This is a genomic window from Gemmatimonadota bacterium (assembly GCA_026706845.1).
Classification (GTDB): Bacteria; Latescibacterota; UBA2968; order UBA2968; family UBA2968; genus VXRD01.
Genome location: JAPOXY010000018.1, coordinates 1 through 11,120 on the forward strand (window position 1 = coordinate 1; position 11,120 = coordinate 11,120).

Consider the following 11,120-nt stretch of genomic DNA (forward strand, 5'->3'; position numbering starts at 1 on the left):
CTGTGATGTTTGCACGGCATGGTAACCAACACCGTTGAATCCCTCGCCGAAAATGAGGGCAATTACGCCGCAGTCACATCGGCGCGGGGACAAACGCTATTAGATGTTTGGATCCATCGCTTGCGAGATTGTATCTATATGGAAACAGAACCGGGACTTGCGACAAAGCTAATCGAAACCCTGGACAGATATCTGATCGCCGATGATGTCACACTATCGGACGAAACCGACGCCTGGGCCATATTAGGCGTACAGGGTCCCACAGCCCTTGAGTTGGCCGGTCGAATTGTGGGACGCATACCTGCTGACCTCCCCGAACATCATACGGTTATACGCGCCCTTGAAGGTACCCCAATTTGGGTCACAGCGCGATCATACACGGGAGAACCGGGCTGTGATCTCCGCATTGCACAAAACCGCGCCGATTCACTGTGGCGGGCACTCGTCACAGCGGGAGGAACGCCAATCGGCTGGCAAGTGGGGGAAATATTGCGGGTTGAAGCCGGCATCCCCCGTTATGGTGCCGAGATCGATGAATCAGTCGCGCCCCTCGAAGCTGGTTTAAATCGCGCAGTCGATTTTGACAAGGGATGCTACATTGGGCAAGAAGTAATCGCCAAAATGCACTTTCGAGGACGCCCCCGTCGCTATCTAACCGGCCTAATCGGCAATACGCCTGTTTGTGGCAATATCACGGTCAACGATAAAACCGTCGGACGAGTAACGACATGTGTGAAATCGCTCCGTCTCAATCGCGCAATCGCCCTTGCCATCATCCGCAGGGGCTATCACGAAGCGGGACAGCGCGTGCTACTGGACGACGGATCAGAGGCCGAAGTGGTCAACTTGCCATTTCCAGCAAACCGCTTGACTTAACACATGGAATTGTAAATATTAGCACCATGACAAATGACGTGCTGAGAATTAAAAATATGGCTTTCTACGGCTACCATGGACTATTTGAAGAAGAGGCCAAACTCGGTCAAAAATTTGAAGTTGACGTAGAAATCTATGGCAATTTCAGAGGATTTGCACACAATAATACGCCTCGGGCCGTAGATTATCCGCGCGTCTGTAAAATAGTCGAGCAAGTGGTGACAGAAGAGCGATTCGGCCTTGTCGAAGCCCTGGCGGACCGCATCGCTGACGTTTTGCAGTCGGAATTGGGATTGTCAAAACTCCTCGTGCGAGTTCGCAAACCCAACCCACCGGTATCCGTCAATTTCGATGGCGTTGAAGTTGAAGTGAGACGTGAAACGTGATCTACATTGGCATTGGCGCGAATTTGGGAGATCGAGAAAAAACGCTCCAGGACGCGACGGGTATCCTGAATGCAAAACCCGAAATCGCCGTTATCGCTGCCTCTGCTGTCTATGAAACCGCTCCGATAGGTGTCGTTGACCAGCCGTATTTTCTCAACGCAGTTCTGCAAGTCCACACCAGTCTCTCCGCGCGAAGTTTATTGAATTGTCTATTGGCAATTGAGCGCAAATTTGGTCGCCTGCGCGAGACGCGGTGGGGGCCGCGCACACTGGACCTCGATATTTTACTCTATGGCGATGCCATCATCAACCAGCCGGGCTTGCAGGTGCCACACCCACGCTTACACGAACGCGCATTCGTCCTGGCGCCGCTTTGCGACCTCAAACCCGGCCTCAAACACCCCGTCCTGGGTCAATCGATTCGATTTTTGACCGATTCTTTGGGCCTGGATTTGCCCGTGCGAAAAATTGAAGGTCTCAATTTGATCATGAAAAAGTAAGGCCAGAGGATTTAGCGTTGCGATATATAGCCATTGAAGGAGTAACAGGCGTGGGCAAAAGGCGTTTGGCTCGCCTTTTGGGGCGCCGTCTAAATGCCCGCCTGATGCTCGAAGAACCCGAAGAAAATCCCTTTTTGCCTTTGTTCTACGAGGCTCCTGATCAATATGGCTTTCAAACCCAGGTCTTTTTTATGCTAAGCCGCTATCGACAGCAACAAGAACTCCATCAGATGGATTTATTTGAAGAAGCCGTGGTCAGCAATTTTATTTTTGAAAAAGATCGCATCTACGCCAACGTGACGCTCAATGATACGGAATTTGCGCTCTATGAGCGACTGGCCGAGACATTGAGAGAAAAACTTCCCCGTCCAGACCTGGTGATTTATTTACAAACCACAGTCAATCATCTGATGCGAGGTATCATACGCCATGAACGTGGATATGAAAGAGAGATAACAAAAGAATACGTCTCGAAGTTATTAGAAGCCTATAACCATTTTTTCTTTCATTATTCGATAACACCGCTGCTCGCAGTTAATGTATCGGAGGTCGATTTTGAAAACCGCCCGGAACACTTAGATGATCTATTGGCACAAATTAAATCGCCTCCATCCGGAACCCGTTATTATCGACCAGCACGCATGGAAGCCGGCAAGACGAGGCGGACTTGAACTATGGGATCACGGGTAAAACCAGAAACCCTCGCACTGATGAAACAACGAGGCGAACCCATTGCGGTATTGACCTGTTACGATCATCCCACGGCTGTTTTTCAGGATGCTGCGGGTGTCGATGTCATTTTTGTGGGAGACTCGGTAGGCGTCAATGTGTTGGGATATAAAAGCCCACAACAGGTGACAATGGACGATATGCTACATCACACGCGTGCGGTGCGACGCGGCGTAGTGAGTGCTCTGTTGATGGCGGATTTGCCCTATCGCGCTTACGAAACGCCGGAGCAAGCAATAGAAAATGCGCGACAATTGGTTTCTGCTGGCACCGAAGTGGTTAAACTCGAGGGGGGGCGCAATATAACGCCCCAGGTCGAGGCGCTCGCCGCCGAGGGCATCCCCGTGGTGGGGCACGTTGGCTATACGCCTCAAACGCGCACGGGTAAGCGCCCTGTATTTGGCGATCGCGCCGAAGAAGCACTCGCCGTCTTAAAAGATGCCGATGCACTGGCCTCTGCCGGCGCGCTGGCCGTGGTTTTAGAATGCGTACCCGAGCGCATTGCCGAAGTCGTGACCAAACGGTTGTCCATGCCAACCATTGGAATAGGCGCCGGGCGCGTATGCGATGGACAGGTACTGGTTGCACACGATATGCTGGGTGTTTACAAAAGTCATTATCGGTTTGTCAAAACATACACCGATCTCAAAAGGGAGATGCATCAGGCATTTACAGAATATGTCGCAGATATCAAGTCGCGTCGATTCCCAGAAGACAGACACCGTTTTAAGATAAAGAGCGCGGAACTGCGTCGATTTAGAGCGCAAATAGACACCTAATGGCCATAAAAATTATCAAAACTGTCCGCGAGATGCACCGCGCAGCCGACTGTATCCGACAGGCGAGCCTGCGCATCGGACTTGTACCCACAATGGGATATCTACACGAAGGACATCTCAGCCTCGTGCGCAAGGCATTAAAAGTGACAGATCGGGTTGTGGTGAGCATTTTTGTCAACCCACTGCAATTTGGTCCAACCGAAGACCTCGCAGCCTATCCAAGAGACATTGAACGGGACCTGGAACTGATCGACCAGCACGGCGTGCATCTCGCATACCTGCCCGATGAAAAAGAAATATATCCCGGAGATTTTGCCACATCGGTGCGCGTGGCAAAGCTGACCGAAAGGCTTTGTGGCGCAAGTCGTCCGGGACATTTTGAAGGCGTGACAACAATCGTCACCAAACTGTTTGCAGCGGTAAAACCCCATGTGGCTATCTTTGGGCAAAAAGACGCGCAACAAACAATAGTCATTCAACGCCTGGTGCGCGATCTCAACCTGGATGTGGAGATACTGATGGCCCCCACAGTGCGCGAAGCAGATGGATTGGCGATGAGTTCGAGAAATGCTTATCTGAGTGCTCAAGAACGGCGAGAAGCCCCCGCGCTTTACCGCGCATTGATGGTGGGGCAAAAAATGATCGATCGGGGCGAAAGGCGTGCCCAAAAGGTCATCGAAGCCATGCGCGATGTCATTGAACCACAGCGCAGTGCAAAAATCGACTATATCGAAGCCGTCGATGCAAAAGACCTCATGCCCGTTGCCGAGCTAAAAGATTCCGTATTGCTGGCCGTAGCCGTGCGGTTTGGCAATGCGCGCTTGATAGACAACGCACTGGTTCGCGTCAAATGATTTTTCCAGATGTATATCAAGTTATTGTAAGTATTTATGTTATATTAAATAAATAGCTTGTATAAGGACTTGACGCTCTTATGTGAGTTCATTATATTTTGATTTCCGACTCAGTAACGCTATTCATCTCTAAACAAGGAGTTTCAAAATGGCATATCAATTGCCCGACTTGCCCTATGCTTATGATGCACTCGAACCACACATTGACGCGCGGACAATGGAAATTCACCATTCCAAACACCACAATGCCTACGTGACCAACCTCAATGCCGCGCTTGAGGGACACGATGACCTGGCAAATCAGTCTATTGAGAGTTTGATTACCAATCTGGACAGCGTGCCAGAAGATATCCGCACGGCTGTACAAAACAACGGCGGCGGCCATGCCAACCACAGTTTGTTCTGGACAATTATGAGTCCCAATGGCGGCGAACCAGGAGGCGCAGTCGCCGAAGCCATTGTCGCCGATTTGGGCAGCATGGAAGCGGCGAAGGAAACTTTTGTCACCGCCGCGACAACGCGCTTTGGCAGCGGGTGGGCATGGCTCGTGGTCAAAGACGGCAAGCTCGATATTTTGAGCACGGCCAATCAAGATAATCCGCTCATGACGGGCGATGGAACGCCCATTCTCGGCCTCGATGTATGGGAACACGCTTATTATCTCAAGTATCAGAATTTGCGTCCCGACTATATTGAAGCCTGGACCAATACAATTAACTGGGACGAAGTCAACCGCCGTTACGAAGCTGCGCTGTAAGTTTTCCAAAGGATATGAGAAATGGGTATTACTGTAGGTGACCAGGCACCAGATTTTACGTTGAAATCAAAATCTGGTGACGATATGAACGATATTTCTCTGAGCGATTACAGAGATAGCAAAAACGTCGTAATTTTGTTTTTCCCACTGGCTTATACCGGTGTCTGTACCGATGAAATGTGCTCGGTCAGCGGTGGTTTGGCCGATTACGACGCACTCGATGCACAGGTTTTGGGCATCAGTGTAGATAGTCCCTTTGCCCAGGAAGCATGGGCAAAGGAAAACGATATTACCGTTCCCCTGCTCAGCGATTTCAACAAAGAAGTCAGCGCGGCTTACGGATCGCAATTCGAAGACCTGATTGGATTTAAGGGCGTGGCAAAACGTTCGGCTTTTGTCGTGGATAAAAGCGGTGTGGTGCGCTTTGCTTCTGTATCCGACGACCCAACCGAGTTGCCCGATTTTGATGCGATCAAAGCGTGTCTGCAAGCGTTGAGTTAATGGAGGCATTATGGTTCGCGTCACAGAAACAGCAGCGGGCAAAATCAAAGAACTCATGGACCGAGACGGACGTCCCGAAGATCACGGTTTGCGCCTGAAAGTGATCGGCGGCGGATGTTCCGGCCTTCAATATCAGCTCGATTTCGATGAGACAACCCGCACAGATGACAGCGTAATCGAAGCCTATGGCATTCGAGTTTTTATCGATATGAAAAGCGCGCTCTTTTTGACAGGCACTGAATTGGACTACGACGATGGCCTGATGGGAACGGGATTTCGGTTTAACAATCCCAATGCCAAAAATCAGTGTGGATGTGGGGAATCGTTCAGCGTTTGAGTATTGCTTTGTAGAAATGCCGGTGTGCAGAAGGGAGGGGTCGTCTCGCGATTCCTCCCTTTTGGGTCCCTTAAAATATCTGGGCCCCCTACATAACCCCTTTATCGCTTTAAGCCAGCTTTTGAGGAACGAAAACGCATGACGTCTATTTTTTACATACTTTTTTTTATTTGCGATGCGTATAACGCATCGGCGCAGTTTGTGCATCAGCTTTTTGGAGGCATCTTCAAACGCACCTGCGCTATGGATATAAAACCGGATTTGAATTTTGACAGGAGGCTCCAATGGACATGCTACTTCAGGGAGCTTCAATGGCAACCAACTATATCATCTACCTGGCAGTTGCCATTGCCCTTATTACGTTTGGAATCGGGTGGCTTGTTGGCACCCGCATTAGAGATCGAAAAATGCGAGATATTGAACAGCAGGCAGAGAAACGCGCACTCAAACTCGCGAAAAACGAAGACCGGGATCGCAAGGCTGCTTTTTTAGAAATTAAAAACAGCTGGTATGAAGAGAAGGCAGAAATTGAAAAGTCTTTTGATCAAAAACAGCATTCTTTAGATCGTCGAAAAAACGAATTGCACGAACAAGAGACTCGCCTGGCAAAACAGGCCGAAGTTGCAAGCCAGCGCGAAAAGACCTTAACACGACGGGAACAAGAAGGGAATCAAAAAGCCGTCCGTTTGGAGAAACGGGAACTGGAACTGTCCGATATTCTCGATCAGCAACGGGCGCAATTGGAGCGTATTTCGGGCATGAATGCCGACCGCGCCCGCGAGATGCTACTCGAAAACATCCGAAATTCACTGCGGCAGACAGCCGCAAATATCGGCAGAGAAATTATCGATCACGCCAGAGAACGAGCCGACCGCGAGGCCAAGAAAATTCTGGCACAGGCAATAGAACGCTGTTCCACAGACCAAACCGTACAGTCATCCATATCGGTTGTCACATTGCCCGATGATCACATCAAGGGGCGCATCGTCGGCAAAGAGGGGCGCAATATCATTGCTTTTGAAGCCGCCACAGGTGTGAAAGTCATTGTAAACGATACACCCGAGGCGGTTGTCTTATCCAGCTTTGATCCTGTTAAGCGCGATGTGGCGCGGCTGTCTATGGAGCAATTGGTGCGCGATGGTCGCATCAACCCAAGTCGCGTTGAAGCGGTTGTTGCAAATTGCGAAAAAAAGATCTATTCGCTCATTGCAGAAGAAGGTCGTCGGGCAGTGCGCGAATTGGGTATTGAATCAGTACATCCCGAACTGGTCAAACTGATCGGGAAGCTCAAATATCGCACGAGTTACGGACAAAGCGTTCTGGGACATTCCAAAGAAGTGGCTTTTCTGGCCGGTGCAATGGCAGCAGAATTGGGCATGGATGAAAAACTCGCGCGGCGATGTGGGCTGTTGCACGATATCGGCAAAGCCGTGGACCAGGAACTCGAGGGCAAACACACCGACATTGGCGCGCATCTGGCTGGTAAATACGGCGAAGGCCGGGAAGTTATCAACGGCATTTTTTATCACCACGGCGAGGCAGAGGCTTCTACCCCGCTTTCATTTTTGGTCAAGGCAGCCGATGCGATTTCTTCATCGCGTCCCGGCGCTCGGCGCGACGATGCCGAAGGATATATCAAACGGGTGCGCGATTTAGAGGAGGTGGCGCAATCTTTCGATGGCGTGCGCGATGCTTATGCCATCAATGCCGGACGCGAAGTGCGCGTGCTGGTCAATGCCGGGCGCGTGAACGACGAACAGGCCAAAGATCTGTCCTTTGCAATTGCTGAGCGGATTCGCGAGGAAATGACCTATCCAGGCGAAGTCCAGATCACGGTAATTAGACAAACAATCGCCACAGATTGGGCTGGTCGCTCTGGCAAACGCATCCCGCGCAGCCGGGGGCGACGCTATGGACGACGCGGACGCAATAGCAATTATCGCTCGGGAACTTCTTCACGAGCCAGCGCGTAATTCCATGTCTGACGGTTACTCCACGATTTTACGGGATCATTTTGAAAATCCCAGAAATGTCGGCGCATTGGACGCTCCCGATGCGGTTGGATTTGCAGAAAATCCCGCATCGGGAGCAACCCTATCCCTGCACCTTGCCATCAAAGACGGCGTTATTGACCGCGCGCTCTTCCGCGCGCAGGGATGTGCTGCAACCATTGCTTCGGGATCCGTACTCACGGAATGGATGGTTGGCAAAACGCCCGTTCAGGCGTGCAAAATCGCTCGTGCCGATATCGAGACCGGGCTTGGCGGCTTGCCCCCCACGCGAAAACACGCCGCGGATCTGGCGGTAGATGCGGTTCACAACGCACTTGGCAAACTGGCTCGTCAGACCTGAGAATCACGGGGCAGGGCATTGTTGTGTCCTGCCCTCTATTTTTGGAGTGCTTGCATGACCCGTCGGATTAAGAACGCAGCGCGGCGTTTGGGATTTGATCCCGTGGGGATTGCATCCGTAGATCCCCCGCAACACTGGGCATTTTATCAAAAGTGGTTGGGAATGGGTTACGCGGGAGAAATGGGGTATTTGGCTCGCAATCTGGATCGGCGATCAGATATTCGCCAGATCCTCCCAGACGCCAAATCAGTACTCTGCGTGGGGTTTAATTATCAGTCCCGTTTCGATGGGCCTGATAATGGCGGTGCGCCCAAAGGGCAAATTGCGCGCTATGCGCGTGGCGATGATTACCACATCGTCATGAAAGAGCGCTTGCTACAACTCCTGACCGAAATTCAGCAAATCGAACCCTCTGCTGAAGGACGAGTCTATGTCGATACCGGACCTGTTCTGGAGCGCGATTTCGCCGCTCGAGCCGGGCTGGGCTGGTTTGGAAAACACACCTGCTTGATTGACAAAGGCCGAGGGTCCTGGTTTTTTTTGGGCGAAATTATTCTGAATCTCGACCTCAAAGCCGATCGTCCGCAACCCGATCACTGCGGCACCTGTACGCAGTGCCTGGATGCGTGTCCAACAGATGCCATCCCAGAACCTTATGTCGTGGATTCGCGGCGGTGTATTTCCTATTTGACCATTGAATTGAAAGGCGCTATTCCGCGGGATTTGAGATCGGATATGGGCAACTGGGTCTTTGGATGTGATATCTGCCAGGAAGTATGCCCCTGGAATATCAAACACGCAGAGCCAACTTCTGAGAATGCTTTTCAAGCGCGCGAGGGTTTGAATGCGCCCGCGCTGACTGACTTATTGCACATGGATCAAGAGGCTTTTTCAAAGCGATTCAAAAACAGCCCGATCAAACGCGCCAAACGGCGTGGACTATTGCGAAATGTTGCCGTGGCATTGGGCAATGTGGGAAGCAAATCCGAAGTTCCCGCCCTGGCAAATGCCCTGAAAGACGACGAGCCACTCGTGCGACAACACGCGGCCTGGGCACTGGGCAAAATTGGGGGCGCGCGGGCGAGACGAGCACTTGATAAAGCACTGTTGTGTGAACGCGATGCAGAAGTAATTGAAGAAATGCGTTTGGCAAAAAATAAAATAAAAAGGAAACGAACGTGAGCGCATTGCTCGATATTGAATTAGATGGTCGCGCTGTGCAAACCGAGATACCTGTCGCGCCCGTATCCGGGCAAAAGGTTTTTATCGAGACGTACGGTTGCCAGATGAATGTATCGGATACAGAGCTGATGCTGGGCATTTTGAAGCAATCGGGATATACCTCTGCCCATCGTCCAGAAGATGCCGATGTTATTGTCCTGAACACCTGCGCGATACGCGAACACGCCGAAGAGCGCATAAGGGGCAGATTGGGACAATTGCGCAGGCTGAAGTATCGGCGTCCAGACCTGATTATGGGGGTATCGGGGTGCATGGCCAAGCACGTTTCAGAGTCCCTGATGAACGACGCGCCCTATGTCGATCTCGTCGTGGGGCCAGATTCGTATCGGCGATTGCCCGAACTCATTGCCGAAGCGCGTGGCGATTCAGCTCTGGATGTGCGTTTGGATCGCGGCGAATATTATATGGACATCGATCCCCTGCGCGAAGAGGGCAGCAATGCCTGGATCACCATTATGCGCGGATGCGATAAGTTTTGCACATTCTGCATCGTGCCCTACGTGCGAGGCAGAGAGCGCAGTGTACCGGCGCGCGAAATTGTCAGACAGGCTCGTGCTGCCGCCGATGCGGGTTTTCGAGAAGTCACCTTATTGGGCCAAACCGTCAATTCTTATCGAGATGGCACCTGCGATTTTGCCGATTTACTTTCGATGATTGCGCGCATAGACGGCATTGACCGCATTCGCTTTACCTCGCCCCATCCGAGTGATTTCTCTGAAAAATTCATTGAAATAATGGCGCGGGAAAAGAAAATTTGTCGCTTTATTCATTTGCCCGTGCAGTCGGGGTCAAACCGCGTTCTAAAAGCAATGAAGCGCAGCTATACGGTCGAAGATTATCTCGCCCTGGTAGATGATTTGCGCAGCGCGATGCCAGATCTGTGTTTGAGTACAGATATTATCGCTGGCTTTTCCGGCGAAACCCAAACCGACTTCGAAGCTACGCTGGCATTGATGGCGCAGGTGCGTTATGATTCCGCGTTTATGTTTAAGTACTCTGCTCGAAAAGGCACGGTCGCTTTCCGCGAGATGCCCGATACAGTCTCAGAAGAGGAAAAGGTACAAAGACTCGAAACCATTATAGCACAACAAAATCGCATTTCTGAAGAAATCAATGCGACTTATATTGGTCGTAAGCTCGAGGTTTTGGTACAGGGAAACGCCCGTAAAGGCGAGGGTTTTGCCGTGGGAAAATCCGATGGTTTTAAGACAGTCGTATTTCCCCGTGAGGGCGTCGCAGACAATGTGCTGACCAATGTCGAGATTACCCAGACGACTTTGCGCACACTGACCGGGCGGAGGGTGTAATGAATGGCCTGATGGACATTGAAACACCTCCCGTGCGACGAAGGCGACTACCCGAATGGTTTCGCGTCCCAGCCCCGGGCAGTGAGGGATACCGCGCGTTGAAAAACCTGATGCGAGGGTTAAATCTCCACACAGTATGCGAAAGTGCGCGCTGTCCCAATATCGGCGAATGCTGGAACTCGGGCACGGCGACATTTATGATTTTGGGAGATGTGTGTACGCGGAGTTGTGGATTTTGCGCTGTAAAAACCGGTCGCCCTGAGAGCCTTGATACCGAAGAACCCGAACGGGTCGCCGAAGCCGTGCAGACAATGGGATTGCGGCATGCAGTGGTCACATCGGTCAACCGCGATGAACTCCCAGACGGGGGCGCACGCATCTTTGCCGAAACGATATATGCGATTCGGCAGTTGTGCCGATACACAAAGGTCGAAGTCTTGATCCCGGATTTTCAGGGCAACTGGCAGGCATTGCGCGTGGTTATAGAAGCGGCACCCGAT

General features: G+C 51.5%; 14 protein-coding genes. All 14 read left to right on the top strand.

Features of this window, described 5'->3' with window-relative positions:
* The first annotated feature begins 18 nt into the window (after window positions 1–18).
* A complete protein-coding gene (locus tag OXG87_01525; protein ID MCY3868203.1) occupies window positions 19–876 on the top strand; it encodes a hypothetical protein in 858 nt (285 codons plus the stop codon).
* A 38-nt stretch (window positions 877–914) separates the two neighbouring features.
* The gene (gene folB / locus OXG87_01530) at window positions 915–1,262 is read left to right on the top strand and encodes a dihydroneopterin aldolase (GenBank protein MCY3868204.1); all 348 of its coding nucleotides are present in this window, start codon (window positions 915–917) and stop codon (window positions 1,260–1,262) included.
* Window positions 1,259–1,762, top strand: a complete 504-nt coding sequence (folK, locus tag OXG87_01535; GenBank protein ID MCY3868205.1) for a 2-amino-4-hydroxy-6-hydroxymethyldihydropteridine diphosphokinase — start codon at window positions 1,259–1,261, stop codon at window positions 1,760–1,762. Before folB ends, folK begins: the two co-directional genes overlap by 4 nt.
* 17 nt (window positions 1,763–1,779) lie before the next feature.
* On the top strand, window positions 1,780–2,433 hold the full coding sequence (locus OXG87_01540) for a deoxynucleoside kinase (GenBank protein MCY3868206.1): 654 nt from the start codon (window positions 1,780–1,782) through the stop codon (window positions 2,431–2,433).
* Window positions 2,434–2,436: 3 nt separating this feature from the next.
* The gene (gene panB, locus OXG87_01545; GenBank protein ID MCY3868207.1) at window positions 2,437–3,270 is read left to right on the top strand and encodes a 3-methyl-2-oxobutanoate hydroxymethyltransferase; all 834 of its coding nucleotides are present in this window, start codon (window positions 2,437–2,439) and stop codon (window positions 3,268–3,270) included.
* A 5-nt stretch (window positions 3,271–3,275) separates the two neighbouring features.
* Complete coding sequence (gene panC, locus OXG87_01550; GenBank protein ID MCY3868208.1) at window positions 3,276–4,124, top strand: pantoate--beta-alanine ligase; 849 nt, start codon at window positions 3,276–3,278, stop codon at window positions 4,122–4,124.
* Between the two features lie 148 nt (window positions 4,125–4,272).
* Entirely contained in the window at window positions 4,273–4,881 is a 609-nt protein-coding gene (locus OXG87_01555; GenBank protein MCY3868209.1) for a superoxide dismutase, read from the top strand.
* A 21-nt stretch (window positions 4,882–4,902) separates the two neighbouring features.
* Window positions 4,903–5,382 carry a redoxin domain-containing protein gene (locus OXG87_01560; GenBank protein MCY3868210.1) on the top strand — a complete coding sequence of 160 codons (480 nt, stop codon included), beginning with the start codon at window positions 4,903–4,905 and terminating at the stop codon, window positions 5,380–5,382.
* Window positions 5,383–5,392: 10 nt separating this feature from the next.
* Window positions 5,393–5,719 (top strand): iron-sulfur cluster assembly accessory protein, encoded by a 327-nt coding sequence (locus tag OXG87_01565; protein ID MCY3868211.1) that lies wholly within the window; start codon window positions 5,393–5,395, stop codon window positions 5,717–5,719.
* A 284-nt stretch (window positions 5,720–6,003) separates the two neighbouring features.
* Complete coding sequence (gene rny / locus OXG87_01570; GenBank protein ID MCY3868212.1) at window positions 6,004–7,692, top strand: ribonuclease Y; 1,689 nt, start codon at window positions 6,004–6,006, stop codon at window positions 7,690–7,692.
* 4 nt (window positions 7,693–7,696) lie between these two features.
* Window positions 7,697–8,071, top strand: a complete 375-nt coding sequence (locus OXG87_01575; protein MCY3868213.1) for an iron-sulfur cluster assembly scaffold protein — start codon at window positions 7,697–7,699, stop codon at window positions 8,069–8,071.
* A 54-nt stretch (window positions 8,072–8,125) separates the two neighbouring features.
* Window positions 8,126–9,253: a tRNA epoxyqueuosine(34) reductase QueG gene (queG, locus tag OXG87_01580; GenBank protein MCY3868214.1), complete on the top strand. Its 1,128-nt coding sequence runs from the start codon at window positions 8,126–8,128 to the stop codon at window positions 9,251–9,253.
* Window positions 9,250–10,620: a tRNA (N6-isopentenyl adenosine(37)-C2)-methylthiotransferase MiaB gene (miaB, locus tag OXG87_01585; GenBank protein ID MCY3868215.1), complete on the top strand. Its 1,371-nt coding sequence runs from the start codon at window positions 9,250–9,252 to the stop codon at window positions 10,618–10,620. The genes queG and miaB overlap by 4 nt, the downstream gene beginning before the upstream one ends.
* On the top strand, window positions 10,620–11,120 hold a 501-nt coding region (locus OXG87_01590), incomplete at its 3' end, for a lipoyl synthase (protein ID MCY3868216.1). The genes miaB and OXG87_01590, both read left to right, overlap by 1 nt.

Bases quoted from the DNA above. Each gene is read 5' to 3' on its own strand.
- OXG87_01525 (MCY3868203.1), top strand. From the start codon at position 19: ATGGTAACCAACACCGTTGAATCCCTCGCCGAAAATGAGGGCAATTAC.
- panB (MCY3868207.1), top strand. From the start codon at position 2,437: ATGGGATCACGGGTAAAACCAGAAACCCTCGCACTGATGAAACAACGA.
- OXG87_01555 (MCY3868209.1), top strand. From the start codon at position 4,273: ATGGCATATCAATTGCCCGACTTGCCCTATGCTTATGATGCACTCGAA.
- OXG87_01560 (MCY3868210.1), top strand. From the start codon at position 4,903: ATGGGTATTACTGTAGGTGACCAGGCACCAGATTTTACGTTGAAATCA.
- OXG87_01565 (MCY3868211.1), top strand. From the start codon at position 5,393: ATGGTTCGCGTCACAGAAACAGCAGCGGGCAAAATCAAAGAACTCATG.
- rny (MCY3868212.1), top strand. From the start codon at position 6,004: ATGGACATGCTACTTCAGGGAGCTTCAATGGCAACCAACTATATCATC.
- OXG87_01575 (MCY3868213.1), top strand. From the start codon at position 7,697: ATGTCTGACGGTTACTCCACGATTTTACGGGATCATTTTGAAAATCCC.
- queG (MCY3868214.1), top strand. From the start codon at position 8,126: ATGACCCGTCGGATTAAGAACGCAGCGCGGCGTTTGGGATTTGATCCC.